We start from the raw sequence: 25741 nt of genomic DNA, 5'->3' as shown, positions 1-25741 counted from the left end.
TCAAGCCGCAGTGTTGTTACCTGCGCTCGTTCATCCCCAGTTACTTACCTGAGTAAGCACCTGGGGATGAACGAGCTGGGCGCCTAACTGCAACTTGAAAGCCATAGGGTAACTCTTCAAACCGGGTTTAGCGCACGGTGTTGATGCCATTGATCCTGACGGGGCACTGCTGTCGATATCCTGGACTGTAAAGTACAGCGCCCGGTTCCGCCCAGCCAGCATATCAGGATTTGAATTGGTTGTTAATTCGTTCACATAAAAGCAACATTAAATCTTTGCTGAATCGTTGACCACAGCGTAATCGACTGTTAGGCCGCAGTGGCGGACCTGGGTGGGTTACGCAACCAGAAAAATCTCAACCGGATGAGCACAACACAAAATCCATACTTTTACAATGGTTATTAATGTATTCAGGGAAATTGGCAGGGGTCGGGCACAAAAAAACCGCCATAAAGACGGTTCTTTCGAACCCGTTCGGTGTTAGCAGGCACCAAAACGGATTTCTTACATCGTTATAGAACGATACAAGCGCTACCGAGCAAAGACATTGCGCGCAAATCTGGTTAAAAAATCAACCATAGGATGCAAGGCGGCGCTTTTTTATATACCCTGAACTTGGGTCTGTTCTGCCGGTTTAGCAGCCGGTCACCGGGCATTCCACCCATAAAAAAACGGCCCCTTTACAGGAGCCGCTTATTACCCTTTCAAACCAGCAGAATTACTTCTTCTTGGCTTTCGGGTTAGGCAAGTCGGTGATGCTGCCTTCGTAGATCTCAGCCGCCAAACCTACGGATTCGTGCAGGGTTGGGTGAGCATGGATAGTCAGCGCGATGTCTTCTGCGTCGCAACCCATCTCGATAGCCAGACCGATCTCACCCAGCAGCTCGCCGCCGTTGGTGCCGACAATTGCGCCACCGATGATACGGTGAGTTTCTTTGTCGAAGATCAGTTTGGTCATGCCGTCTGCACAATCGGAAGCGATAGCACGGCCAGAAGCTGCCCACGGGAAGGTGGATGTTTCGTAGCTGATGCCTTTCTCTTTCGCTTCTTTCTCGGTCAGCCCCACCCAGGCAACTTCCGGCTCGGTGTACGCGATGGATGGGATCACTTTCGGATCGAAATAGTGCTTCATGCCGGCGATAACTTCAGCGGCAACGTGGCCTTCATGCACGCCTTTGTGCGCCAACATCGGTTGACCGACGATATCGCCGATAGCGAAGATGTGCGGCACGTTGGTGCGCAGTTGTTTGTCGACGTTGATGAAGCCACGTTCATCAACTTCAACACCGGCTTTACCCGCTTCCAGCAGTTTGCCGTTCGGCACACGACCGATAGCCACCAGCACCGCGTCGTAACGCTGTGGTTCTGCAGGCGCTTTTTTGCCTTCCATAGTGACGTAGATGCCGTCTTCTTTGGCTTCTACCGCGGTCACTTTGGTTTCCAGCATCAGGTTGAACTGCTTGCTGATGCGTTTGGTGAAGACTTTCACCACGTCTTTGTCAGCCGCCGGGATCACCTGGTCAAACATTTCTACTACGTCGATCTGTGAACCCAGCGCATGGTATACGGTGCCCATTTCCAGGCCGATGATACCGCCGCCCATCACCAGCAGACGCTCTGGGACAGTTTTCAGTTCCAGTGCATCGGTAGAGTCCCACACGCGTGGATCTTCATGAGGAATGAATGGCAGTTGGATCGGACGGGAACCTGCGGCAATGATGGCATTGTCGAAGTTGATGGTGGTTGGGCCATTTTCGCCTTCCACAACCAGGGTGTTAGCGCCGGTGAACTTGCCCAGGCCGTTAACCACTTTCACTTTACGGCCTTTAGCCATACCAGCCAGACCGCCGGTCAGCTGATTGATGACTTTTTCTTTCCAGACGCGCACTTTGTCGATGTCGGTTTTCGGCTCGCCGAAAACAATGCCGTGTTCGGCCAGGGCTTTGGCTTCTTCGATCACTTTGGCAACGTGCAACAGGGCTTTGGAAGGGATGCATCCCACGTTCAGGCAAACCCCGCCCAGAGTGGAATAACGTTCAACCAGAACGGTTTCAAGACCTAAGTCAGCGCAACGAAAGGCAGCAGAGTAACCTGCCGGGCCCGCCCCAAGTACCACGACCTGAGTTTTAATTTCAGTACTCATCATGACCTCTTAATTGTTTGTCCGGCGGGTCAGACGTCATCTTATCCCCTTCGTCTTTCAAGCTGCAGCGTTGTTGGCTTCATTTGCTCACCCCAATCACTTACTCAAGTAAGCTCCTGGGGATTCACGAACTTGCCGCCTAGCTGCAACGTGAAATCCATTGGGCATATTTCTAATCGATCTCATAACGCCCTTCATCCACCGGGACGCTTACACCGCCAGCAGTTTACAGAATTGTTAATAATCTGCAAAGCGTGTTCGAGTGACCCGTGTCTCAACAATTTTGTCGAGTCGTGCAAAAACCGACAAAACTGCTACAGAAGTGATAAGGGCGCAGCATGCTGCGCCCTTTTTTCATTACATCACCATACGGCGGATGTCAGCCAGCATGTTGTTGATGATGGTAATAAAGCGCGCACCATCTGCACCGTCAATGACACGGTGGTCGAAGGAGAGCGACATTGGCATCATCAGACGCGGCACGAACTCTTTACCGTTCCAGACCGGCTCCATAGCAGACTTGGAGACGCCCAGAATGGCCACTTCCGGTGCATTCACAATCGGTGCGAAGTGGGTTGTCCCGATACCACCGAGGCTGGAGATGGTGAAACAACCACCCTGCATCTCGCCTGCAGTCAACTTACCGTCGCGTGCTTTCTTAGAGATAGCCATCAGTTCGCGGGACAGTTCAGTGATGCTCTTCTTGTTCACATCCTTGAACACCGGAACCACCAGACCGTTTGGCGTATCAACCGCCACACCCACGTTGATGTATTTTTTCAGCGTCAGCTTCTGTCCATCTTCGGACAATGAGCTGTTGAAGCGCGGCATCTGCTCCAGAGCAGCAGCAACGGCTTTCATGATGAACACCACCGGGGTGAACTTCACGTCCAGCTTACGCTTGGCTGCTTCTTCGTTCTGTTGCTTGCGGAAAGCTTCCAGATCGGTGATATCGGTTTTGTCGAAGTGAGTTACGTGCGGGATCATCACCCAGTTACGGCTCAGGTTGGCACCAGAGATTTTCTGGATACGACCCAGTTCGACTTCTTCGATCTCACCGAACTTGCTGAAGTCCACTTTCGGCCAAGGCAGCATGCCTGGCAGACCGCCACCGGCAGCAGAAGCCGGAGCCGCTTCCGCACGTTTGACCGCGTCTTTCACGTAAGCCTGAACGTCTTCGCGCAGGATGCGGCCTTTACGACCGGTGCCTTTCACTTTCGCCAGGTTTACGCCGAATTCACGCGCCAGACGGCGGATTACCGGGGTTGCGTGCACATAAGCGGCGTTCTCAGCGAACTCGCCTTTGGCAGCCGGTGCAGCCTGTTGGGCCGGAGCAGAACTTGCAGCCGGAGCCGGTGCAGCTTCTGATTTTTGGGCCGGAGCGGCAGCAGGCGCAGCGCCTTCAACTTCGAAGACCATGATCAGGGAACCGGTTTTCACTTTGTCGCCGGCGCTGATTTTGATTTCTTTCACGGTACCTGCGAACGGTGCCGGGACCTCCATAGAAGCCTTGTCACCTTCAACGGTGATCAGTGACTGCTCAGCGGCAACTTTATCGCCCACTTTCACCATCACTTCGGTCACTTCTACTTCGTCGCCGCCGATGTCCGGTACTGCAACGTCTTTGGCAGCAGAAGCCGCCGGTGCCGCAGGGGCAGCCGGAGCTTGTGCCGCAGCCGGAGCGGCAGCAGAAGCAGCGCCAGCCACTTCAAACACCATGATCAGAGAACCGGTAGTGACTTTGTCGCCGGTGGCGATTTTGATCTCTTTCACGGTGCCCGCGAACGGTGCCGGGACTTCCATAGAAGCCTTGTCGCCTTCCACGGTGATCAGGGACTGCTCGGCTTCCACCTTGTCGCCCACTTTCACCAGGATCTCGGTCACTTCAACTTCGTCAGCACCGATGTCCGGTACCGCAACGTCTTTGGCAGCAGCGGCAGCAGGTGCTGCGGCCGGTTGCTCTTCAGCCTTGGCAGTTGGGGCAGCAGCGGCCCCTTCTGCTTCAAAGATCATCAGCAGTTTGCCGGTTTCGGTTTTGTCACCGACGGAAACCTTGATTTCTTTAACCACACCCGCCTGCGGGGAGGGGACTTCCATGGAAGCTTTATCACCTTCAACGGTGATCAGCGATTGTTCAGCTTCAACTTTATCGCCCACTTTCACCAGAATTTCGGTGATTTCCACTTCGTCTGCACCGATGTCCGGTACTTTAATTTCGATAGACATTCTTCAGTACCTCTTATGCCAGACGCGGGTTAACTTTTTCTGGGTTGATGTCGAATTTCTTAATCGCATCAGCTACCACAGAAGCTTCAATTTCACCGCGTTTAGCCAGTTCACCCAGTGCAGCAACCACAACGTAAGAAGCATCGACTTCAAAGTGGTGGCGCAGGTTTTCGCGGCTGTCTGAACGACCGAAGCCGTCAGTACCCAGAACGCGATAGTCGCTGGCTGGAACGTAAGTACGAACCTGTTCTGCGAACAGTTTCATGTAGTCGGTAGACGCAACCGCCGGCGCTTCGTTCATCACCTGAGCGATGTAAGGTACGCGCGGAGTTTCGGTTGGGTGCAGCATGTTCCAGCGCTCACAATCCTGGCCATCACGCGCCAGTTCAGTGAAGGAAGTCACGCTGTAGATGTCAGAACCCACGCCGTAATCGTCAGCCAGGATCTTCGCCGCATCACGAACGTGGCGCAGGATAGAACCTGAACCCAGCAACTGAACCTTGCCTTTGCTGCCTGCCAGAGTGTCCAGCTTGTAGATACCTTTGCGGATACCTTCTTCTGCACCCTGTGGCATAGCCGGCATGTGGTAGTTTTCGTTCAGCGTAGTGATGTAGTAGTAGACGTTTTCTTGCGCGTCACCGTACATGCGAACCAGACCGTCATGCATGATCACTGCCACTTCGTACGCGTAAGCTGGATCGTAAGAGATACAGTTAGGAATAGTCAGAGACTGGATGTGACTGTGGCCGTCTTCGTGCTGCAGACCTTCACCGTTCAGGGTGGTACGGCCGGAAGTACCGCCTACCAGGAAGCCGCGCGCCTGCTGGTCGCCTGCGGCCCAGCACAGGTCACCGATACGCTGGAAACCGAACATCGAATAGTAGATGTAGAACGGGATCATTGGCAGATTGTTGGTGCTGTAGGAAGTTGCTGCGGCCAACCATGAAGAGGCTGCGCCCAGTTCGTTGATACCTTCCTGCAGAATCTGGCCTTTCTCGTCTTCTTTGTAGTAAGCCACCTGCTCACGGTCCTGCGGGGTGTACTGCTGGCCGTTCGGGCTGTAGATACCGATCTGACGGAACAAACCTTCCATCCCGAAGGTACGAGCTTCGTCGGCAATGATTGGAACCAGACGATCTTTGATCGACTTGTTCTTCAGCATCACGTTCAGGGCACGCACGAAGGCGATAGTGGTAGAAATTTCTTTGTTCTGCTCTTCCAGCAAGGAGCTGAAGTCTGCCAGATCCGGCATTTCCAGCTTCTCGGTGAACTTCGGCATACGGGTCGGCACATAGCCTGCCAGCGCCTGACGGCGTTCATGCAGATATTTGTACTCTTCGGAATCTTTCTCGAAGGTGACGTACGGCAGTTTTTCGATGTCAGCATCGGCAACCGGCACGTTGAAACGATCGCGGAAGTGGTAAACCCCTTCCATGTTCATTTTCTTCACCTGGTGAGCAATGTTTTTACCTTCCGCAGTTTCACCCATGCCGTAACCTTTGATGGTATGGGCCAGGATAACGGTTGGTTTGCCTTGGGTGTCCTGCGCTTTTTTCAGTGCAGCAAAGACTTTCTTCGGATCATGACCGCCACGGTTCAGCGCCCAGATCTCTTCGTCGGTCATGTCTTTGACCAGCGCAGCCGTTTCCGGGAAGCGACCGAAGAAGTGCTCACGTACGTAAGCGCCGTCTTTGGATTTGAAGGTCTGGTAGTCGCCGTCCAGGGTTTCGTTCATCAGTTGGATCAGCTTGCCGCTGGTATCTTTACGCAGCAGTTCATCCCAACGACCACCCCAGATCACTTTCAGCACCTGCCAACCTGCGCCAGCGAAGATGCCTTCCAGCTCATTGATGATCTTGCCGTTACCGGTGACCGGGCCGTCCAGACGCTGCAGGTTGCAGTTGATAACGAATACCAGGTTGTCCAGCTTCTCACGGGTAGCGATGGTGATCGCGCCCTTGGATTCCGGCTCATCCATCTCACCATCGCCCAGGAAGGCGTATACGGTTTGAGCAGAGGTGTTCTTCAGGCCACGGTGTTCCAGATATTTCAGGAACTTCGCTTGATAGATGGCGCTGATTGGGCCCAGGCCCATGGAAACGGTCGGGAACTGCCAGAATTCCGGCATCAGTTTAGGATGCGGGTAAGAGGACAGGCCTTTGCCGTGAACTTCCTGACGGAAGTTATTCATTTGGTCTTCGGTCAAGCGGCCTTCAAGGAAGGCACGTGCGTAAACGCCCGGAGAGATGTGGCCCTGGAAGTAAACCAGATCGCCGCCATCTTGTTCGGTGCGTGCACGGAAGAAGTGGTTGAAGCAGACTTCATAGAAGGTCGCAGAAGATTGGAAGGAAGCCATGTGGCCGCCCAGATCCAGATCTTTTTTGGAAGCACGAAGAACGGTCATTACCGCATTCCAGCGAATAGCGCTGCGGATACGACGCTCAAGATCCAGGTTACCAGGGTAAGCAGGTTCGTCTTCCACCGCGATGGTGTTGACGTAGTTGTGAGCCGCAGCACCGGCTGCAACGCTAACACCGCCTTTACGGGCTTCACCCAGAACCTGATCAATCAGAAACTGAGCTCGCTCAACACCCTCTTCACGGATGACCGATTCGATCGCCTGCAGCCAGTCGCGGGTTTCGATCGGATCCACGTCATTGTTTAAACGTTCTGACATGGTGGTATTCCTTATCTGTCTAATGGTTTGTTTTGGAGCCTGTCTTCCTGTGTTCTGAGACAAAACACACGAAGACAGGCCCATCAGTTTAGTTGCCGCTTACTTAAATGCTTAATTAAGCACTTCGAACGCAAACCCCGCAGGCTGGTGTGCCCTGAAGAGAACCGCTCTTAATCCTTGCGTTGCTGGAGACGCCGCAGCGATCTCTCGCGTCGGGTATGCTCCCGACTGAGATCCAGCAAGATTTCCTCGATAAACGCCAAATGGCGGTGCGAAGCTTCACGAGCTTTTTCTGGCTCGCGTGCCACAATCGCCTCAAAAATTCCGGCGCGGTGGCTGCTCACTTTTGCCAACATCTCACGGCGCGAGTAGAGCAATTCAAAGTTCTGGCGTACGTTCTGTTCCAGCATCGGCCCCATACAGCGCAGCAGGTGCAGTAACACAACGTTGTGGGCAGCTTCGGTCACGGCGATTTGGTATTGCATGACCGCGTCGGCTTCGGCGTCGAGATCACCGCTGTCCTGGGCCTGCTGAATCAGCCTATGGCAATCGCGGATGCGAGCCAGATCTTCGTCGGTACCGCGCAACGCCGCGTAATAGGCAGCAATGCCTTCGAGGGCATGGCGGGTTTCCAACAGATCGAATTGTGATTCAGGATGGTCGGCCAGCAGTTCAGCCAGCGGATCGCTAAAGCTCTGCCACAGATTAGTTTGTACAAAGGTGCCACCGCCCTGACGGCGCAGGAGCAGCCCTTTCGCTTCCAGGCGCTGGATAGCCTCTCTCAGAGAAGGACGGGAAACATCAAATTGTTTCGCCAGTTCACGCTCCGGTGGCAGTTTTTCACCTGGACGCAGTGTTCCCTCGAGGATCAGATGTTCGAGCTGCTGCTCGATGACGTCTGACAACTTGGGTTGGCGGATTTTGCTGTAGGCCATGGGTGATTTCTTCTCTGCGAATGGCGCGGAGTCAATTGGTAATACCAATTTCAAAAACGTGACGGTAAAGTAACAAAGTATTCACCTCCTGTCCATATGGGCCTTGTTCGAAATCAGGTTACCCGCACATTTTAACACCTCAATACCAGACCTGCTGCAAACCGCCAACGCGCGCTTGGTAATACCATTTACGAGGTAGGTTTTTGATTTAACTTTTGCGAAACCTGCCATCAGGCAGACTGAACTCCCTAAAGTAGAATTCTATTGCATGTTTATTAAGCTTTAACGAATACCTATTTGCATCGCAAAAGGTGCGTTCGCCGGTTAATATTTCGCCACCGACCAACCGCCAGCGCTAAATTATTTTTGCGCATTATGTGAGTTAATGCTTATTTCATGCATTGAATCCCCCCTGTCGTCACACAACCCGCATTTTGTTTCCTAAACTGCTGAAATCTTAATCACTCACCACATAAAGCAGGTGCAAACTGGCGCACATAACATTATTCTTTGCCAAACGGTAGCGGCTCCGTGGAATTAATAGATATAACGCCGTAAATAAAACAAAACACACATCGTAACCACTGCTTTACAGCATGTGAGTAATTCTGCAACGACAGAGGGTTTCATTGATGGATGGTCAACAGCATGATGGCGACCAGCTGAAACGCGGCCTTAAAAACCGCCATATTCAGCTTATTGCACTGGGGGGCGCTATTGGTACCGGGCTATTTCTCGGGATCGCGCAAACAATAAAAATGGCCGGCCCTTCGGTCATTCTCGGTTATGCCATTGGCGGCTTTATCGCATTTTTGATTATGCGCCAATTGGGTGAAATGGTGGTCGAAGAACCGGTGGCCGGTTCCTTTAGCCACTTCGCCTATAAATACTGGGGCAACTTCGCTGGCTTCGCTTCCGGCTGGAACTACTGGGTGCTGTACGTCCTGGTTGCCATGGCGGAACTGACTGCGGTGGGGATCTATGTGCAGTACTGGTGGCCGGAGATCCCGACCTGGGTATCGGCAGCCGTATTCTTCCTGGCGATTAATGCCATCAACCTGGCGAACGTGAAGGTGTATGGCGAGATGGAGTTCTGGTTCGCCATCATCAAGGTCGTGGCGATTATCGGCATGATCGTGTTCGGTGCCTACCTGCTGTTCAGCGGCATGGGCGGCCCGGAAGCCACAGTGACCAATCTGTGGGCGCAGGGCGGGTTCTTCCCTAACGGCGTCATGGGGCTGGTGATGGCGATGGCGGTGATCATGTTCTCGTTCGGTGGGCTGGAGTTGGTGGGCATCACCGCGGCAGAAGCCGACAACCCGCAAAAGAGCATTCCCAAAGCGACCAACCAGGTTATCTACCGCATCCTGCTGTTTTATATCGGTTCACTGACCATTCTGTTGTCGCTGTACCCGTGGGGCAAAGTGGTTGAAGGCGGTAGCCCGTTCGTACTGATCTTCCACGCACTGAACAGCAATCTGGTCGCAACGGTGCTGAACGTGGTGGTGTTGACCGCCGCGCTGTCGGTATACAACAGCTGCGTCTACTGCAACAGCCGCATGCTGTACGGCCTGGCAAAACAGGGCAACGGGCCGAAAAGCCTGCTGAAAGTCGATGGTCGCGGCGTACCTGTCATTGCGATTGCCGTCTCCGCCACTGCCACGGCGTTCTGCGTACTGATTAACTACCTGATCCCAGGTCGTGCCTTCGAACTGCTGATGGCGTTGGTGGTGTCGGCACTGGTGATCAACTGGGCGATGATCAGCCTGGCGCACCTGAAGTTCCGCGCAGCCAAGAACCTCGAAGGCGTTGAACCGAAGTTCAAAGCCTTCTGGTATCCGTTCAGCAACTATCTGTGCCTGGTGTTTATGGCCGCTATCCTGGTGATTATGTACCTGACGCCGGGCATTCAAATCTCGGTATTGCTGATCCCGGTTTGGGTCGCCATTTTAGGCATTGGCTATGCCATTAAACAGCGTAGCCAGCGTACAGTAAGCGCATCGGGCCGCAGCTAACCGCCCCAAAAACAAGGCCCACAGTGCAAACTTTGGGCCTTTTTATTGCCTCTCCATTCTGCAAGCTGGCTCACAGTTTCCCCGCCATGGTTGATTTGTCCATCTCTACAACCATTCACTTCTGATAACTCGCCGCCAACCGGGACAATAATCGTTGCCACTCAGTCAGACTTTGCCGGTGCGGAGAAAATGTCCATGAAGAGCAACGCCCTATCAATAAAAGAAAAGATTGGCTACGGCATGGGAGATGCCGGCTGCAACATGATCGGCGGAGCCATTATGCTATTTCTCAACTATTTCTATACCGATATCTACGGTCTGACTCCCGCATTGGTCGGCGTGCTGCTACTGTCAGTTCGCGTGCTGGATGCCATTACCGATCCGATCATGGGTGCCATAGCCGATCGTACCCAAAGTCGTTGGGGTCGCTTTCGCCCTTGGTTGCTGTGGATCTCCCTGCCGTATGTATTATTCAGCGTTTTGATGTTTACAACGCCGGAATGGAGCTACAACAGTAAGGTGGTCTACGCCTTCGCCACTTACTTCTTGATGTCGCTGACCTACACGGCGATCAATATCCCCTACTGTTCGCTGGGCGGCGTGATAACCGCCGATCCGCACGAACGGGTCTCCTGTCAGTCCTATCGCTTTATCCTGGTCGGCATTGCGACCCTGATCCTGTCCCTGACGCTGTTGCCAATGGCCGAATGGTTTGGCGGCGCAAACAAGTCGCGTGGCTATCAGATGGCAATGGGAGTACTGGCACTGATTGCCCTGTTCATGTTTCTGTTCTGCTTTGCCACAGTTAAAGAACGCATACGTCCGGCAGTGCCAACCCATGACGCCCTTAAATCCGATCTGAGAGACGTGTGGAAAAACGACCAGTGGGTACGCATTCTGCTGCTGACATTTTGCAACGTCTGCCCCGGTTTTATCCGCATGGCCGCCACCATGTATTACATCACTTACGTCATGCAACAATCCGCCTCCTTCGCCAGTCTGTTTATCGCGCTGGGCGTCGTCGGCATGATGATTGGCAGCGCGTTGGCCAAGCCCTTGACCGATCGCTTCTGCAAACTGAAAGTGTTTTTCTGGACCAATATTGTGCTGGCGGCGTATTCGTGCGGCTTTTATTTCCTCAACCCTCAGTTCACTGCGCTGATCGTCGCCGCCTATTTCCTGCTGAATATCCTGCATCAAATCCCTTCGCCGCTGCACTGGTCGTTAATGGCCGACGTGGACGATTACGGCGAATGGAAAACAGGCAAGCGCATCACCGGCATCAGTTTTTCCGGCAATCTGTTCTTCCTTAAAGTCGGGCTGGCGGTGGCCGGTGCCATGGTGGGCTTCCTGATGTCGCTGTCCGGCTATCAGGCGGATGCGGCCAGCCAAAGCGCCGGCGCACTTAACAGCATCGTGCTGTTGTTCACCGTGATCCCCGGAATCGGATATCTGATCACGGCCGGCGTGGTACTCCTGCTGAAGGTTGATCGCCAACTGATGCGTCAGATCCAGATCGATCTGGAAAAGCGACGCATTAATTACCGCGAGCTAACCGACTACTCTGAGCCGCAACTAAAAACCCGAACCCCGTAAGGAGCCTGCGATGCGCGACTACCCTAATCCCTTGATTGAACAGCGGGCCGATCCATTTGTTCTGCGCCACAGCGATGGCTACTACTACTTCACCGCCTCGGTGCCGGAATATGACCGGTTGGAACTTCGGCGCGCGCGTAGCCTCAGCGAACTGGCACAAGCCAGCCCGACGGTGGTGTGGCGAAAACCACAACTGGGACCAATGAGCCATTTAATCTGGGCGCCGGAACTGCACTTTATTAACGGCAAATGGTATTTATATTTCGCCGCAGCCCATAGCCCGGAGATTGCCGGTGGCCTGTTCCAGCACCGAATGTTTGCCCTGGAATGCAGTGCAGCCAACCCACTGACCGGGGATTGGGTGGAAAAAGGCCGAATTTACACCCATATCGACAGCTTCGCCCTCGACGCCACCCACTTCGAGCATCGTGGCAAACACTATTATCTCTGGGCGCAGAAGGATCCGGCGATCCCTGGCAACTCCAACCTGTATCTGGCCGAGATGGAGGATCCCTGGACGCTGAAGGGCCGACCGGTGATGCTCAGCCAACCGGAACTCCCTTGGGAAACCGTCGGGTTCTCGGTCAATGAAGGGCCGGCGGTGATCACCCATGGCCAAAGAATATTTATCAGCTACTCCGCCAGCGCGACCGACGAGAATTATTGCCTCGGTCTGCTGTGGGCCGATATCGACAGCGACATTACCGATGCCGCCCAATGGCATAAGCTCGACCAGCCCGTGTTTCGCACCAGTGTAAAAAACCGCCAGTTCGGCCCTGGGCACAATAGCTTTACCCTGGATGAACAGGGGCGAGATATCTTGGTTTACCATGCGCGCAATTACACGGAGATCGAGGGGGATCCGCTCTATGACCCGAATCGTCATACACGAATTAAACCGCTGGAATGGGATGAGGAAGGAATGCCGGTATTGGGTGAGCCCCCGGCAGATAATCGTTAATAAAAGCGTGCGTCTGCTGTTACGGCCAGTGCGGCATATCACGGGCGAACACCTTCTGCCCCATCACCTTGGCGCGGCCATCGATGCGAAAGCGAATACGCTTTTCATGGGCATCCCAGTTAGGAGACTGAAGGATTCTTTGCTCAAACAGCGCGGCGTAGGCACGACTGTACAGTGGCGCGAGGTATACGGAGCCCCCCGCAATCACGGCGCTTTTGATAAAGCGGCGCCGCGACGGGGGTTAAAGTTGCTCATAAAAAGTCCTTTGCTTCTTATTGTATTTTTGTATTCAGCGGTGGTGTTGCGCAAACGCTGACGACCTTGCCGTAGACGTCATAAACATATGCTTATAACCAAAATTATGTGATTATTAACATGCTGTTTTCAAGAAAAACACATTTCAAGAACACATATTTTTAGTAAGGTAATAATAAGTTGCACAAATTCGGGCGGGTAACATGACAGCGGGCATAGTGATCGCCGCTGCCGGACGTGGGGAGCGTTTCTCTCAGGCCGGTGGCGAAGGCAATAAATTAAATGCCGGGTTTGCAGACGACTCCGGCCAGCAACGTTCCGTATTTGAACAAACGCTGCGTCAGGTACTGGCCTCTGGTTTGCCGGTATGGGTAGTCACCCGGCCGGATAATCTCCAGGTGCAGCAGGTCTGCACGGCCTATCAGGTTCCGGTCACACTGCTGGCAAGCTCTGGCCTCGGGGAATCCATCGCCGTCGGCGTTAACGCCACCCCGCACTGGCAAGGCTGGCTGATCCACTTAGCGGATATGCCCTTCGTTACACCGACGGTTTTCCAGCAGGTAGCGGCCGCTCTACAGCAACATGCCATCGTTCGCCCCGTTTTCCAGCAGCAGCCGGGCCATCCGGTCGGGTTTTCCGCCATTTTGCGCAAACAACTGGGCCAATTGCGCGGTGATAATGGCGCACGTGAACTGCTTAAAGGGCAGTCGGTGTTCCTGCTTCCTCTTGAAACGTCCGAGGTGGTGCAGGATATTGATCTTCCGTCACAGCTACCGGTCAGCGAGTAAATCCTCTATGCAACATCTCGATATCACCGTGGTCAACCAGGCGATAAGCTGGCTGAAGCAACAACCGGTATGGCTGTGCACCGTACTGAGCACCTACGGCTCCTCACCGCGATCGCCGGGGGCCATGTTGGTGGCCACCCAAGACGGGCATTACTGCGGGTCGCTGTCAGGGGGCTGCGTGGAAGAGGATTTTCTGCGACGCGTGGCGGTCGGAGAATATCAGGCGGCCAGCCAGGTGATCCGTTATGGTGAAGGGGGTCTGGAGCCGAACGTGGCGCTGCCGTGCGGCGGCGTACTGGAAGTACTAATAGAATCCCTGCCTGCCGGTGACGACAGTATTGCCTATCTGACAAAAATTGCCGGTGCACTGAACGGGCACCACGCGCTGGTCAAACGCCTGACCCTGCCCGATGCCTGTACCAGCCTGACATTGACCGATTTCGCCAGCGCCACCCAGGTGGAACGTCGTGGCCCACAGGTCACTTTGCATATCGCCGCGGCACCGCGTTTGCTGATCGCCGGGTTATCCAGCGTGGCGCTGTACTGCGCCGATTTCGCCAGCTCACTGGGGTTTGAAGTGTTGGTCTGTGAGAATCGGCCGGAGGCGCTGGATAATTTCGCCCCGCAGCTCAGAGCCAACGTCACCTTGTTGCGCCAGTTCCCGGCCAAGTTTATTGAAGACGGTGGCTGCCACGCCAATACGGCGATTGTGGCGCTGACCCACGATCCGCGCATGGACGATTTGACGCTGATGGAGGCGATCCACACCCCGGCATTTTACATCGGAGCCATGGGGTCATTGCGCAACAGCGCACGTCGCCGCCAGCGTCTGCAACAAATTGCCGAATTCAGCCCACAGGAGCTGGAACGTATTCATGCCCCAATCGGGTTGCCACTCGGCAGCAAAACCCCGGCGGAAATCGCGCTGGCGGTAATGGCGGATGTCGTGCAGCAGAAAAACCGCACTACCGCCGCCCTGTCTGTCAACCAAGCGGAGTCACTGGCACCAGATGCTGGAGCTCAAGCTGCAACTCCTCCCGCTCGTTCAGCGAAGAGTTGAACATGGTCAGATCAGGCCCCTCTCTACGGGCCAGGCCAAGTTCAGGTAATGCCTGGGTGTAAATCTGCACCACATGCTCGTGCAAGGCCACCTGCTTGCCGGAATAACAAAAACGGCAAAAATCGCCGTGAATTTCCGGCCATGGCTCAAGCCCGGCCTCATCACTGACAGGACTATCCGCCGCAACACCGAGTGCGTATTCTACCCTGACCTGCTCTCCATCGGGTATAAACTCAGTAAGCGAAAAGGTTAACGTCGGTCGGCTGTCCACCGATTGATAAAACTGCTCTCTGATTTTGCTGCGAATGTGCAGGTGCGACTTATCCAAATCGGCAATATCGAGGTGATAAGCGTAACTTTTCCCTTTGATGGCATACTGCCCTTTGACTACCTTGATGCGGTCAACCTGAATATCGCCGGGATGGTTGACTGACAGCGAACGAACCAGATGACTGAAGTCCTGCTTGCGGGCATGGCGATAAACGCTGGGGGATTCGGCAAAGTGCTTTTTGAAGCAGCGGGAAAAGGTTTGTTGGTTATCAAATTGATATTCAATGGAAATATCAAGAATGGTTTTTTGCGTGAAGCGCAAGGCAAAAGCGGCGAGATACAGGCGGCGGGCGCGAATATAGGAGGCCAGCGACAGACCGGTCTGCGTCTTGAACATTCGCTGCAGATACCATTTCGAGTAGCCTGATTTGGCAGAAACGATATCCAATGATAGCGGGTTGGTCAGGTTGTCTTCAATCCAGACCAATAATTCCCTGATATGATTTTCTTGCGTTTCCATGTAGTTGCCGAGCCTTCTGTGCCAAATATGCCTTTATGCGTGTATTACTACTGCGCACGTAGGGTATACAGGTTAAAACGCGGCGTCCAGCGGGCTACAGGACTTTACACAGGCCTGAGCAAACCTGAAAAATTGCCGCCCGACCGCGGACGGCAAGTATTGACGAAAGTTATTTCACACAGCGCGAACACTGACCTGCCTGGATCTTCTGGAAGAAGTCATTGCCTTTATCATCCACCAGAATGAACGCCGGGAAATCTTCCACTTCGATTTTCCAGATGGCCTCCATCCCCAGTTCAGGGTATTCGACACAGGTCAGGCTCTTGATGCTTTGTTGCGCCAGTACCGCCGCCGGGCCACCGATGCTGCCGAGATAGAAACCGCCGTGTTTGTGGCAGGCATCGGTCACTTGCTGGCTGCGGTTGCCTTTGGCCAGCATGATCATGCTGCCGCCGTGGGACTGCAGCAGATCAACGTAAGAGTCCATGCGCCCAGCAGTGGTTGGCCCCAGAGAGCCGGAGGCGTAACCGTCTGGCGTTTTGGCCGGGCCGGCGTAGTAAATCGGGTGATCTTTAACGTACTGCGGCAGGCCTTCGCCGTTGTCCAGCCGCTCTTTCAGCTTGGCGTGTGCGATGTCACGCCCCACGATAATGGTGCCGCTCAGCGACAGGCGGGTGGACACCGGGAATTGCGACAGCTGCTTGAGGATATCGGCCATTGGGCGGTTGAGGTCAATCTTGACGGCCTCGCCTTCCCCAGCCTGACGCAGTTCTTGCGGAATGAACTTGCCCGGGTTGTGCTCCAGCTTCTCCAGCCAGATGCCGTCACGGTTAATCTTGCCCTTGATATTACGATCAGCGGAGCAGGAAACCCCCATGCCTACCGGGCAGGAAGCGCCATGGCGCGGCAGACGCACCACGCGGATATCGTGCGCAAAGTATTTGCCGCCAAACTGCGCGCCCAACCCCAGATTCTGCGCTTCTTTCAGTAACTCTTCTTCCAGCGCTACGTCGCGGAATGCCTGGCCGTGTTCATTGCCTTCGGTCGGCAGGCCGTCATAGTACTTGGTCGAGGCCAGCTTGACGGTTTTCAACGTCGCTTCGGCCGAGGTCCCGCCGATAACAAACGCCACGTGGTAAGGCGGACAGGCTGCGGTACCCAGCGTGCGCATTTTCTCGACCAGATAATCCTTCAGCTTACCCGGAGACAGCAGCGCCTTGGTTTCCTGGTAAAGATAGGTTTTATTGGCTGAACCGCCGCCCTTGGCGATACACAGGAACTTGTATTCTTCGCCGTCAACGCTGTAGAGATCGATCTGCGCCGGCAGGTTGCTACCGGTGTTGACCTCGTTGTACATATCCAACGCGGCGTTTTGCGAGTAGCGCAGGTTGTCTTCGATAAAGGTGTTGTACACCCCACGAGACAATGCCGCTTCGTCACCGCCGCCGGTCCAGACGCGCTGGCCTTTTTTGCCGACGATGATGGCGGTACCGGTATCCTGACAGGTCGGTAAAATACCCTTGGCGGCGATTTCTGAGTTACGTAAAAATTGCAGCGCAACGTACTTGTCGTTTTCGCTGGCGTCCGGATCCTTGAGAATATCGGCCACCTGTTGCTGATGCGCCGGGCGCAGCATGAATGAGGCGTCATGGAATGCATGTTGAGCAAGGAGGGTTAACGCTTCGGGGGCTACTTTCAGCACTTCCTGGCCTTCAAACTCACTCACACAAACGTGGTCACGGCTCAACAGATAGTATTCGGTATCGTCTTTTTTCAGCGGGAACGGATCTTGATAATGGAACGGTTTATTCGACATTAATCTCTCACTTGCAACATCAGCTGCGTTAAATTCACACTTACTCAGCCAGCTCGGGGCAGGCCGCGTCAAAAAACTCCCCACACCTTACGTACTTTTAATCAGTCAGTTATTGCGCTAAATCGCATAATTCCCTCTGATTTTTAAGGGTGTTGTTGGCTACACCCGCATTACTCGGGGCCAATATATTCACCCCCTACAGGCAGGGACTCGGCATATACGGTTTATTATCCCGCAGTTAACACAATGATTACAATCCATCAGCGTCGATCGGGTTATCAATGCGGTGAAAAACTGCCATTCTTCCCTATCCATACCCAAAATAATTGGAGCAGCATCAAGGCGGCAAGGGTGCTCATCCCGATGAGCTTACTCAAGTAAGTGATTCGGGTGAGTAAGCGCAGCCAACACAGAGGCAGCTTCAAGTATGATGGGTAACGCTTATTGCCAGCCGGCGCGCCTTTGCTTAAGCTAGCCGCAATGAACAAAGTAAGAATCCCCATTGCACTGCAACAGGCGGTGATGCGCTGTCTGCGAGAAAAATTGCAGCTGGCCCGTCAGCACTTTTCCGTCGAGTTCCCCGAGCCCAAAGTCGTTTACCAGCAACGCGGAACCAGCGCGGGCACCGCCTGGCTGCAAGCCTGGGAAATCCGACTGAATCCGGTGCTGCTGATGGAAAACCAACAGCCGTTTATCAATGAAGTTGTGCCGCATGAACTGGCGCACCTGCTGGTATTCCGCCAGTTTGGCCGCGTGCCCCCCCACGGCAACGAATGGCGCTGGATGATGGAAGGCGTGTTGCAGGTACCGGCCAGCCGTACCCATCAGTTTGAGATTGCCTCGGTGCAGAGCAAAACCTACCCCTACCGCTGCAGTTGCCAGTTACACCAGTTGACCGTGCGCCGCCACAATCGCGTGATGCGCGGAGAAAGTGAATATCGCTGCCGTCAGTGTGGCGACAAACTGAAATTTTTCGCCGGCGAGCCTGTTTAATCGAGATAATCACGCGTACCCCCCTATGAATTTCGAGTTACAGCTAGGCGCCCAGCTCGTTCATCCCCAGGAGCTTACTTTTGTAAGTGACTGGGGTGGGTGACAAATCTGTCGGGAACAGATTTGAACGCGCGATCAGCGGCCCCGAAGGGGCAAGGCCCAGATATGGGTCTTGTAAGCAGGTAACAACGCTGTAGCTTGAAAGGCGACGGGGACGTTTGCCACTGCTGTAAACTTCCATTACCCTGCCTGCTTTTCCAATTTTGAGCTGTTTTGGAATATGCTTCGCAAAATTTTATTTATGGTGGTTCTCACTGCCGGTGCCGCACAGGCGCACGGTATCAATAACTTTTCTCAGGCCAAGGCGGCCGCAGCCAAAATCAATCAGGACGCCCCCGGCTCCTTCTACTGCGGTTGCCGGATAGACTGGCAGGGCAAAAAGGGCATTCCCGATCTGAACAGTTGTGGCTATCAGGCGCGTAAAAACGCCCAACGTGCGCAACGTATCGAATGGGAACACGTGGTACCGGCCTGGCAGTTCGGTCATCAATTGCAGTGTTGGCAACAGGGCGGGCGCAAAAATTGCAATAAAGACGCCGCTTACCGCCAAATCGAAACCGATTTGCACAACCTGCAGCCGGCGATAGGTGAAGTGAACGGCGATCGCAATAACTTTATGTACAACCAATGGAAAGGCGGTGAGGGCCAGTACGGCCAGTGTCCGATGAAAGTGGACTTCAAAAATAAGCAGGCCGAACCGCCCGCCCGCGCCCGCGGTACGATCGCCCGCACCTACTTCTATATGCGCGACCGTTATCAACTGCGGCTTTCCCGCCAGCAAACCCAGCTTTTTGAGGTATGGAATCGCCAATACCCGGTCAACGAATGGGAATGCCTGCGCGAAGCACGCATCGCTAAGGTACAGGGCAACCATAATCCTTATATTCAACAGGCTTGCCAGCAACGAAAGGGCTAAATCCCCTTCGTACTTAAAACTGCAGCGGTGTTGACTGCGTGAGCGCCCCCGAATCACTTACTTAAGTAAGCTCATCGGGATGCACTCACTTGCCGCCTTGCTGCAGCTTCAATTACTTTGGGTATATACTCTTTTTTTTCAAGCTGCAGCACTGATGACTGCATATTAGTCAGGATCGAATATTCATATGCGTATACCCCGTATTTATCACCCGCAGCCGTTGATCGACAACGCGGAAATCTTCTTAAGCGAAGACGCCGCCAACCATATCGGGCGTGTACTGCGCATGAACGCCGGAAAGGCGCTGCAGTTATTCGACGGCAGCAATCAGGTGTTTGACGCCGTGATCACCCAGGTCGACAAGAAAAGCGTTCAGGTGCAGCTCAGCGCCGGCCAGTTGGAAGACCGTGAATCACCGCTCGATCTGCATCTGGGCCAGGTGATTTCTCGCGGTGAGAAAATGGAGTTCACCATTCAGAAATCCATCGAACTGGGGGTTAACGTTATTACCCCGCTGTTTTCCGAGCGCTGCGGCGTCGCGCTTTCCGGCGAACGCCTGGCGAAAAAAATTCAGCAGTGGCAGAAAATTGCCATCGCCGCCTGTGAACAGTGCGGCCGCAACCGCATCCCGGAAATCCGCGAGGCCATGCAGTTGGAAGCCTGGTGTGCCGAGCAGGATGGCAGCCTGAAGCTGAACCTGCACCCACGTGCCAGCCACAGCATCAATACCCTGCCGCTGCCAGTGGAGCATGTCCGGTTGCTGATTGGGCCAGAAGGCGGTTTATCTACAGACGAAATTGCGATGACCACAGGCCACGGATTTACTGATATCCTGCTGGGGCCACGCGTTCTGCGTACAGAAACCACAGCGCTCACCGCAATTACCGCTTTACAGGTACGTTTCGGCGATCTGGGTTAAAGGAGAAAAGATGATTAAGCTCGGCATCGTGATGGATCCTATCGCCTCCATCAATATCAAGAAAGACACCAGCTTCGCCATGCTGCTCGAAGCGCAGCGCCGTGGCTGGGAACTGCATTATATGGAGATGGACGATCTCTATCTGCACGCCGGTGACGGCCGCGCCCGCACCCGCCTGCTCAGCGTGAAAGAAGATAAAGAGAGCTGGTTCAGCTTTGGCCGCGAGCAGGATCTGGCGCTGCAGGATCTGGACGTGATCCTGATGCGTAAAGATCCGCCGTTCGATACCGAATACATCTACGCGACCTATATTCTCGAGCGCGCAGAGGTCAAGGGCACGCTGGTGGTCAACAAGCCGCAGAGCCTGCGTGACTGCAACGAAAAGCTGTTCACCGCCTGGTTCCCGGAACTGACGCCGGACACTCTGGTCAGCCGCAGTGCGGCGCACATCCGTAAATTCCACCAGCAGCATGGCGACATCATCCTCAAGCCGCTGGACGGCATGGGCGGCGCGTCGATTTTCCGTGTGAAGCAGGATGACCCTAACCTGTCGGTGATTATCGAAACCCTGACCGAACACGGCAGTCGTTTCTGCATGGCGCAGAACTTCATTCCGGCGATCAAGGAAGGCGATAAACGCATTCTGGTGGTGGACGGTGAGCCGGTGCCTTATTGCCTGGCGCGTATTCCGGCGCAGGGCGAAACCCGTGGTAACCTGGCGGCCGGTGGCCGGGGTGAAGCGCGTCCGCTGAGCGAAAGCGACTGGAAAATTGCGCGTGCGGTAGCGCCGACGCTGAAAGAAAAAGGGCTGATTTTCGTTGGCCTTGACGTGATTGGCGATCGACTGACCGAAATCAACGTCACCAGCCCAACCTGTGCACGCGAAATCGAAGCGGCCTTCCCGGTGTCCATCACCGGTATGCTGATGGACGCGATCGAAAAGCGTCTGGCAGCGAAGTAATCCGCAGTGCGGGCGGCGTTGTCGCCCGCTATCCTGACCTCCCTACTGACGCTACCGGCCTCGGCTGAGCGAGTGCGGCTAACAACGCTGCAACTTGAAAGGCGACAGGGATGGCCGCATACTGGCGGCTGTTTAACTTCTCACCAATCAAATACCTTAAATAACACCATGAATTTACAGCACCATTTTCTTATCGCTATGCCATCACTTCAGGATCCTCGCTTCAAACGCTCGGTGATTTATGTCTGCGAGCACAATGAAGAGGGCGCCATGGGCCTGGTGATCAATAAACCGGTGGAACAGTTCACGGTGGAAACAGTGCTGAGCAAACTGAAGATCATGCCACAGGCGCGTGATCCGGCGATCAGCCTCGATAAACCGGTGTTTGCCGGCGGCCCGTTAGCAGACGATCGCGGCTTTATCCTGCATACGCCGCGCAAGGGCTTTGGCTCCAGCATTCAGATCTCGCCGGATACCATGATCACCACCTCGAAAGACGTGCTGGAAACGCTGGGCACCCCGGAGCAGCCGGATGACGTGCTGGTCGCGCTCGGTTATGCCGGCTGGGAAAAAGGCCAGTTGGAGCAGGAAGTGCTGGAAAACGCCTGGCTGACCATTGAAGCCGACACCGACATTTTGTTCCATACGCCGATCGCCAGCCGCTGGCGCGAGGCCGCCAACCGCCTGGGCATCGATATCCGCAGTATTGCCAACCATGCAGGACACGCCTGATGACCAACCGCACCATTATCGCCTTCGACTTCGGCACCAAAAGCATCGGTGCGGCCATTGGCCAGGAGCTTACCGGCAGCGCCCGTGCACTAGCGGCCTTCAAAGCGCAGGACGGTTCGCCGGACTGGCAGAAGATCGAGAAGTTGCTGAAAGAGTGGCAACCGGATCTGGTGGTAGTCGGTCTGCCGCTGAACATGGACGGCACCGAGCAGCCGGTCACCGAGCAAGCACGCAAGTTCGCCAACCGCCTGCACGGCCGCTTTGGCGTGCAGATCGCGCTGCATGATGAGCGCTTGAGTACCGTCGAAGCCCGCGCCAACCTGTTCGATCGCGGCGGCTTCCGTGCGCTGGACAAGGGCAGCGTGGATTCCGCCTCAGCGGTAGTAATTCTGGAAAGCTGGTTCGAACGGCAATTGGGTTAATCCCTTGGCAAAGTCCCCTCCACACCGCCCAGTAATCCCGCACCGATCCGCTGTTGCAGACCTTGCTCAAAGGTCTGCATGCCGGACTGCCCACCGGTTTGCAGCACGCTGGCAAGCTGATGGGTTTTGCCCTCGCGGATCATGCTGCTGACCGCTGCCGTCGCCGTCAGCACCTCAAAAATCGCCACCCTGCCGCCCCCGGGCCGACTCAACAGCTTCTGTGCAATCACCGCCTGCAGGCTACCGGCTAACTGGGCACGCACGTAGGGCTTTTCTTCCGCTGGGAAAACATCCACCAGCCGATCGACCGCCTGCGTCGCGCTACGGGTATGCAGCGTCGCCAGTACCAGATGGCCGGTTTCCGCAGCGGTAAGCGCAAGCCTGATGGTGGTGGTGTCACGCAGCTCCCCCAGCAGGATCACATCAGGATCCTCACGCAGTGCGGCCCGCAGCGCATCGTCAAAGCTATGGCTGTCGCGCCCCAACTCCCGCTGCTGAATCAAACACTGCCGGCTGCGGTGGATAAACTCAATCGGATCTTCCAGCGTGAGGATATGCCGCCGCTGGTGCTGATTGATGTCGTCAATCATTGCCGCTAGGGTGGTGGATTTACCGCTACCGGTCGCGCCGGTCACCAAAATCAGGCCATCTTCCCTGCGCACCAGGGCTGGAATGATGTCTGGTGCTGCCAACCCCGCCAGCGTCGGGCACTCGCCGGCAATCAGCCGCAAGGCAAGCGAAACCCCGAGGCTTTGCAGAAAGAAATTGGCGCGTAGCCGAATATCGTCCGCAAGCGTCAGCGCCAGATCAAGCTGCCGCTGCTGTTGCAATTGCTGCCGCTGCTGGGGTTGCAGCAACGCGTTGCACAAGCGATGCATCTTGGTCTCGGTCAGTTTTTCCGCACCTGCCAGCGGCTGTAATTCACCATCGATGCGCAACATCGGCCGATGCCCCGTACAAAGGTGCAGATCGGAAGCATTATGCTTTACACTAAGGGCCACGAATTCATCGATATCCATATCAATCTCCTGGGTCAATAATGAGCACTATCCAACAGAATCTGCAGGATGTCAGAAACCGCATTGCCGCGGCCGCTCAAGGCTGCGCTCGCGCTCCAGAAGAAGTGACGCTGCTTGCAGTGAGTAAAACCAAACCTGTGGCGGCGATCGCAGCAGCCATCGCAGCGGGCCAGCGTGCCTTCGGCGAGAACTATGTTCAGGAAGGGGTGGATAAGGTTCAGCATTTCGCCACACTGCCGGAAGGCGCAACGCTGGCTTGGCACTTTATCGGCCCGTTGCAATCCAATAAGAGCCGGCTGGTGGCAGAGCACTTTGCCTGGTGCCACACCGTCGATCGGCTGCGTATCGCCTCGCGCCTGAATGAACAGCGCCCGGCGGAGATGCCGCCGCTTAACGTTCTGATCCAAATAAATATCAGCGATGAGCAGAGTAAATCTGGCATTGTACTGGCTGAATTGCCGGCGCTGGCGGAGGCGGTTGCCGCCCTGCCCAACCTCAGACTGCGCGGGCTGATGGCTATTCCAGCCCCGCAGGAGGATTATCAGAGCCAGTTGGCGGTGTTCGGCCAAATGCGCGACGCCTTCCTGGCGCTGCAGCAGCAATATCCACAGGTAGACACGCTGTCGATGGGCATGACCGATGACATGACGGCGGCGATTGCCGCAGGCAGCACCCTGGTGCGTATTGGCACCGCCATTTTTGGCGCGCGAGATTATTCGCAGTCCTGACACACTGACGAGGAATTTTAATGCAACACCGTAAGATTACCTTTATTGGCGCCGGCAACATGGCGCGCGCTATCATCGCCGGCCTGGTGGCGGGCGGTTATCCGGCGGAATCCATCAGCGTCTGTGCACCTTCGGCCAAAAACCGTGATGCGCTGGCAGCGGACTACGGCGTCACCAGCAGCAGCGACAACCAGGCCTGCGCCCAGGCCGCCGATGTGGTGGTGCTGGCAGTCAAACCGCAAATGATGGCCGACGTCTGCCAGCCGTTGCGCGAAGGGGTCGATTTCAACGCCAAGCTGGTACTGTCGATCGCCGCCGGTATCCAGGTCAACCGTTTTTATCAACTGCTGGGTGACAAGCTGAACATCGTGCGCATCATGCCCAATACCCCATCGCTGGTGGGCAAAGGCATGAGCGGTCTGTATGCACCGCAGCAGGTCAGCCAGCAGGACCGCGACTACACCAGCGATTTGATGGCGTCAGTCGGCAAAGTCTGTTGGGTGGATAACGAAAATGGCATTAATAGCGTGATCGCCGCAGCAGGCAGCGCACCGGCCTATTTCTTCCTGTTTATGGAAGCCATGCAACAGGAAGCCGAACGTATGGGCTTCGACAGCCAGACCGCCCGTGATCTGGTGCAGCAGGCGGCCTCCGGCGCGGCTGCACTGGTGGAAGCCAACCCGGATACGCCATTATCGACCTTGCGTGAGCAGGTCACCTCCAAAGGCGGCACCACCGCCGAAGCACTACGCGTTTTCAACGAGCAACAGCTGCCGGCAACCGTGGCCAAAGCCATGCAGGCGGCAGTATCACGCGCGCAGGAAATGGAAAAATCATTTTAAATAATCGAGAGTTAAGGAGAAGGGCTACTACATGCTAACGCTGACTTTTTTGGTCAAAACCGTTATTGATCTGTACGTCATGATACTGCTGCTGCGTATCTGGATGCAGTGGACGCGCGCTGACTTTTACAACCCATTCGCACAGTTTGTCGTGAAGATCACCCAACCGGTGATCGGCCCGCTGCGCCGCATTATTCCATCCATGGGGCCTATCGACAGCGCATCACTGCTGCTGGCGTTCCTGCTGATGACCATTAAGTACCCGCTGCTGCTGCTGATCCAGGGCGGCGCAATGTCACTCAGCCCATATAACCTGCTGTTTGGCCTGATCTCGCTGGTGAAGTCGGCCGGCTACCTGATCTTCTGGGTAATGATTATCCGCGCGCTGATGAGTTGGATAAGCCAGGGCCGCAGCCCAATCGATCAGTTGATGTACCAACTGACCGAGCCCTTGATGTCCCCCATCCGCCGCATTCTGCCGGCCATGGGCGGCATTGATTTTTCGGCGATGGTGGTGATCCTGATCCTGTATCTGATCAACTACCTGGGCATGGATCTGTTCGGTGAGATCTGGTTCCTGCTGTGAGTGCAGTAACCCCAGTGCTGGACGGGCTGGCGATCAGGCTATATATTCAGCCGAAAGCCAGCCGCGACCAGATTGTCGGTTTGCATGGCGACGAACTTAAAGTCGCCATTACCGCCCCGCCGGTAGACGGCCAGGCCAACGCTCATCTGATCAAGTTTCTCGCCAAACAGTTCAAAGTGGCGAAAGGCAACGTCACCATAGAGAAAGGCGAACTGGGGCGGCATAAACAGTTACGCATCGTTAATCCGCAACAGATCCCCGCCGTGGTCGCGGCGCTAATCGAATAAATTTCAAGGTAGTC

22 protein-coding genes and 1 pseudogene are annotated in these 25741 nt (G+C 55.0%); 15 read left to right on the top strand and 8 right to left on the bottom strand.

The features are described from left to right. Window positions 1–718: 718 nt before the first annotated feature. The 4 genes from lpdA to pdhR all read right to left on the bottom strand — a co-directional run bounded on the left by lpdA (window position 719) and on the right by pdhR (window position 7981). The gene (gene lpdA / locus ACUTQ5_RS14065; RefSeq protein WP_012146711.1) at window positions 719–2143 is read right to left on the bottom strand and encodes a dihydrolipoyl dehydrogenase; all 1425 of its coding nucleotides are present in this window, start codon (window positions 2141–2143) and stop codon (window positions 719–721) included. Between the two features lie 357 nt (window positions 2144–2500). Continuing rightward, window positions 2501–4369: a pyruvate dehydrogenase complex dihydrolipoyllysine-residue acetyltransferase gene (gene aceF / locus ACUTQ5_RS14060; RefSeq protein ID WP_445651771.1), complete on the bottom strand. Its 1869-nt coding sequence runs from the start codon at window positions 4367–4369 to the stop codon at window positions 2501–2503. Between the two features lie 13 nt (window positions 4370–4382). Continuing rightward, window positions 4383–7046: a pyruvate dehydrogenase (acetyl-transferring), homodimeric type gene (gene aceE, locus ACUTQ5_RS14055; RefSeq protein WP_445651770.1), complete on the bottom strand. Its 2664-nt coding sequence runs from the start codon at window positions 7044–7046 to the stop codon at window positions 4383–4385. A 170-nt stretch (window positions 7047–7216) separates the two neighbouring features. Continuing rightward, window positions 7217–7981: a pyruvate dehydrogenase complex transcriptional repressor PdhR gene (pdhR, locus tag ACUTQ5_RS14050; RefSeq protein WP_445651769.1), complete on the bottom strand. Its 765-nt coding sequence runs from the start codon at window positions 7979–7981 to the stop codon at window positions 7217–7219. Between the two features lie 632 nt (window positions 7982–8613). On the opposite strand from pdhR, the gene ACUTQ5_RS14045 reads away from it, so the two are divergent. The 3 genes from ACUTQ5_RS14045 to ACUTQ5_RS14035 all read left to right on the top strand — a co-directional run bounded on the left by ACUTQ5_RS14045 (window position 8614) and on the right by ACUTQ5_RS14035 (window position 12553). Beyond that, window positions 8614–9996 carry an amino acid permease gene (locus tag ACUTQ5_RS14045; protein ID WP_445651768.1) on the top strand — a complete coding sequence of 461 codons (1383 nt, stop codon included), beginning with the start codon at window positions 8614–8616 and terminating at the stop codon, window positions 9994–9996. A 195-nt stretch (window positions 9997–10191) separates the two neighbouring features. Continuing rightward, window positions 10192–11592: a glycoside-pentoside-hexuronide (GPH):cation symporter gene (locus ACUTQ5_RS14040; protein ID WP_445651767.1), complete on the top strand. Its 1401-nt coding sequence runs from the start codon at window positions 10192–10194 to the stop codon at window positions 11590–11592. A gap of 10 nt (window positions 11593–11602) precedes the next feature. Further along, the gene (locus tag ACUTQ5_RS14035) at window positions 11603–12553 is read left to right on the top strand and encodes a glycoside hydrolase family 43 protein (protein ID WP_445651766.1); all 951 of its coding nucleotides are present in this window, start codon (window positions 11603–11605) and stop codon (window positions 12551–12553) included. A 22-nt stretch (window positions 12554–12575) separates the two neighbouring features. Here ACUTQ5_RS14035 and ACUTQ5_RS14030 read toward each other — a convergent pair. Then, window positions 12576–12808: pseudogene (locus ACUTQ5_RS14030) on the bottom strand (hypothetical protein); the annotation flags it as partial. Between the two features lie 203 nt (window positions 12809–13011). Here ACUTQ5_RS14030 and ACUTQ5_RS14025 point away from each other — a divergent pair. Further along, complete coding sequence (locus ACUTQ5_RS14025) at window positions 13012–13596, top strand: nucleotidyltransferase family protein (protein WP_445651765.1); 585 nt, start codon at window positions 13012–13014, stop codon at window positions 13594–13596. Between the two features lie 7 nt (window positions 13597–13603). Beyond that, a complete protein-coding gene (locus ACUTQ5_RS14020) occupies window positions 13604–14656 on the top strand; it encodes an XdhC family protein (RefSeq protein ID WP_445651764.1) in 1053 nt (350 codons plus the stop codon). Here the strand turns inward: ACUTQ5_RS14020 and ACUTQ5_RS14015 are convergent. Both ACUTQ5_RS14015 and fumA read right to left on the bottom strand, forming a co-directional pair. Continuing rightward, window positions 14580–15446 carry a helix-turn-helix domain-containing protein gene (locus ACUTQ5_RS14015; RefSeq protein WP_445651763.1) on the bottom strand — a complete coding sequence of 289 codons (867 nt, stop codon included), beginning with the start codon at window positions 15444–15446 and terminating at the stop codon, window positions 14580–14582. The genes ACUTQ5_RS14020 and ACUTQ5_RS14015 overlap by 77 nt on opposite strands. 169 nt (window positions 15447–15615) lie before the next feature. After that, window positions 15616–17262, bottom strand: a complete 1647-nt coding sequence (gene fumA, locus ACUTQ5_RS14010; RefSeq protein ID WP_445651762.1) for a class I fumarate hydratase FumA — start codon at window positions 17260–17262, stop codon at window positions 15616–15618. Between the two features lie 480 nt (window positions 17263–17742). Between fumA and ACUTQ5_RS14005 the strand changes: the two genes are divergently transcribed. From ACUTQ5_RS14005 to ruvX, 6 genes are all read left to right on the top strand, one after another. Beyond that, window positions 17743–18255, top strand: coding sequence for a SprT family zinc-dependent metalloprotease (locus tag ACUTQ5_RS14005; RefSeq protein ID WP_445651761.1), 513 nt, complete (start codon window positions 17743–17745; stop codon window positions 18253–18255). 280 nt (window positions 18256–18535) lie between these two features. Next, on the top strand, window positions 18536–19231 hold the full coding sequence (gene endA / locus ACUTQ5_RS14000; RefSeq protein WP_445651760.1) for a deoxyribonuclease I: 696 nt from the start codon (window positions 18536–18538) through the stop codon (window positions 19229–19231). Between the two features lie 187 nt (window positions 19232–19418). Next, on the top strand, window positions 19419–20150 hold the full coding sequence (rsmE, locus tag ACUTQ5_RS13995; protein WP_445651759.1) for a 16S rRNA (uracil(1498)-N(3))-methyltransferase: 732 nt from the start codon (window positions 19419–19421) through the stop codon (window positions 20148–20150). Between the two features lie 10 nt (window positions 20151–20160). After that, on the top strand, window positions 20161–21111 hold the full coding sequence (gene gshB / locus ACUTQ5_RS13990) for a glutathione synthase (RefSeq protein WP_445651758.1): 951 nt from the start codon (window positions 20161–20163) through the stop codon (window positions 21109–21111). A gap of 168 nt (window positions 21112–21279) precedes the next feature. Continuing rightward, a complete protein-coding gene (locus tag ACUTQ5_RS13985) occupies window positions 21280–21843 on the top strand; it encodes a YqgE/AlgH family protein (protein ID WP_445651757.1) in 564 nt (187 codons plus the stop codon). Next, on the top strand, window positions 21843–22265 hold the full coding sequence (ruvX, locus tag ACUTQ5_RS13980; protein WP_020828599.1) for a Holliday junction resolvase RuvX: 423 nt from the start codon (window positions 21843–21845) through the stop codon (window positions 22263–22265). The genes ACUTQ5_RS13985 and ruvX overlap by 1 nt, the downstream gene beginning before the upstream one ends. Here the strand turns inward: ruvX and ACUTQ5_RS13975 are convergent. Further along, the gene (locus tag ACUTQ5_RS13975) at window positions 22262–23284 is read right to left on the bottom strand and encodes a type IV pilus twitching motility protein PilT (protein WP_445651756.1); all 1023 of its coding nucleotides are present in this window, start codon (window positions 23282–23284) and stop codon (window positions 22262–22264) included. The genes ruvX and ACUTQ5_RS13975 overlap by 4 nt on opposite strands. A gap of 20 nt (window positions 23285–23304) precedes the next feature. Between ACUTQ5_RS13975 and ACUTQ5_RS13970 the strand changes: the two genes are divergently transcribed. The 4 genes from ACUTQ5_RS13970 to yggU are packed head-to-tail and all read left to right on the top strand — an operon-like array spanning window position 23305 to window position 25727. After that, on the top strand, window positions 23305–24012 hold the full coding sequence (locus tag ACUTQ5_RS13970; protein WP_445651755.1) for a YggS family pyridoxal phosphate-dependent enzyme: 708 nt from the start codon (window positions 23305–23307) through the stop codon (window positions 24010–24012). A gap of 20 nt (window positions 24013–24032) precedes the next feature. Then, window positions 24033–24854, top strand: coding sequence for a pyrroline-5-carboxylate reductase (gene proC, locus ACUTQ5_RS13965; RefSeq protein ID WP_445651754.1), 822 nt, complete (start codon window positions 24033–24035; stop codon window positions 24852–24854). Between the two features lie 31 nt (window positions 24855–24885). Continuing rightward, complete coding sequence (locus ACUTQ5_RS13960; protein WP_445651753.1) at window positions 24886–25440, top strand: YggT family protein; 555 nt, start codon at window positions 24886–24888, stop codon at window positions 25438–25440. Continuing rightward, complete coding sequence (yggU, locus tag ACUTQ5_RS13955; protein ID WP_135318004.1) at window positions 25437–25727, top strand: DUF167 family protein YggU; 291 nt, start codon at window positions 25437–25439, stop codon at window positions 25725–25727. Before ACUTQ5_RS13960 ends, yggU begins: the two co-directional genes overlap by 4 nt. Window positions 25728–25741: the final 14 nt, after the last annotated feature.

The organism is Serratia sp. NA_112.1 (genome assembly GCF_052691715.1).
Note: the sequence above shows the minus strand (reverse complement) of the source record. Positions and strands in the feature narration are given on the sequence as shown.

Excerpts from the sequence above, each read along its gene's own strand:
- lpdA (WP_012146711.1), bottom strand. The coding sequence starts at position 2,143 with ATGAGTACTGAAATTAAAACTCAGGTCGTGGTACTTGGGGCGGGCCCG.
- aceF (WP_445651771.1), bottom strand. The coding sequence starts at position 4,369 with ATGTCTATCGAAATTAAAGTACCGGACATCGGTGCAGACGAAGTGGAA.
- aceE (WP_445651770.1), bottom strand. The coding sequence starts at position 7,046 with ATGTCAGAACGTTTAAACAATGACGTGGATCCGATCGAAACCCGCGAC.
- pdhR (WP_445651769.1), bottom strand. The coding sequence starts at position 7,981 with ATGGCCTACAGCAAAATCCGCCAACCCAAGTTGTCAGACGTCATCGAG.
- ACUTQ5_RS14045 (WP_445651768.1), top strand. The coding sequence starts at position 8,614 with ATGGATGGTCAACAGCATGATGGCGACCAGCTGAAACGCGGCCTTAAA.
- ACUTQ5_RS14040 (WP_445651767.1), top strand. The coding sequence starts at position 10,192 with ATGAAGAGCAACGCCCTATCAATAAAAGAAAAGATTGGCTACGGCATG.
- ACUTQ5_RS14035 (WP_445651766.1), top strand. The coding sequence starts at position 11,603 with ATGCGCGACTACCCTAATCCCTTGATTGAACAGCGGGCCGATCCATTT.
- ACUTQ5_RS14025 (WP_445651765.1), top strand. The coding sequence starts at position 13,012 with ATGACAGCGGGCATAGTGATCGCCGCTGCCGGACGTGGGGAGCGTTTC.
- ACUTQ5_RS14020 (WP_445651764.1), top strand. The coding sequence starts at position 13,604 with ATGCAACATCTCGATATCACCGTGGTCAACCAGGCGATAAGCTGGCTG.
- ACUTQ5_RS14015 (WP_445651763.1), bottom strand. The coding sequence starts at position 15,446 with ATGGAAACGCAAGAAAATCATATCAGGGAATTATTGGTCTGGATTGAA.
- fumA (WP_445651762.1), bottom strand. The coding sequence starts at position 17,262 with ATGTCGAATAAACCGTTCCATTATCAAGATCCGTTCCCGCTGAAAAAA.
- ACUTQ5_RS14005 (WP_445651761.1), top strand. The coding sequence starts at position 17,743 with ATGAACAAAGTAAGAATCCCCATTGCACTGCAACAGGCGGTGATGCGC.
- endA (WP_445651760.1), top strand. The coding sequence starts at position 18,536 with ATGCTTCGCAAAATTTTATTTATGGTGGTTCTCACTGCCGGTGCCGCA.
- rsmE (WP_445651759.1), top strand. The coding sequence starts at position 19,419 with ATGCGTATACCCCGTATTTATCACCCGCAGCCGTTGATCGACAACGCG.
- gshB (WP_445651758.1), top strand. The coding sequence starts at position 20,161 with ATGATTAAGCTCGGCATCGTGATGGATCCTATCGCCTCCATCAATATC.
- ACUTQ5_RS13985 (WP_445651757.1), top strand. The coding sequence starts at position 21,280 with ATGAATTTACAGCACCATTTTCTTATCGCTATGCCATCACTTCAGGAT.
- ruvX (WP_020828599.1), top strand. The coding sequence starts at position 21,843 with ATGACCAACCGCACCATTATCGCCTTCGACTTCGGCACCAAAAGCATC.
- ACUTQ5_RS13975 (WP_445651756.1), bottom strand. The coding sequence starts at position 23,284 with ATGGATATCGATGAATTCGTGGCCCTTAGTGTAAAGCATAATGCTTCC.
- ACUTQ5_RS13970 (WP_445651755.1), top strand. The coding sequence starts at position 23,305 with ATGAGCACTATCCAACAGAATCTGCAGGATGTCAGAAACCGCATTGCC.
- proC (WP_445651754.1), top strand. The coding sequence starts at position 24,033 with ATGCAACACCGTAAGATTACCTTTATTGGCGCCGGCAACATGGCGCGC.
- ACUTQ5_RS13960 (WP_445651753.1), top strand. The coding sequence starts at position 24,886 with ATGCTAACGCTGACTTTTTTGGTCAAAACCGTTATTGATCTGTACGTC.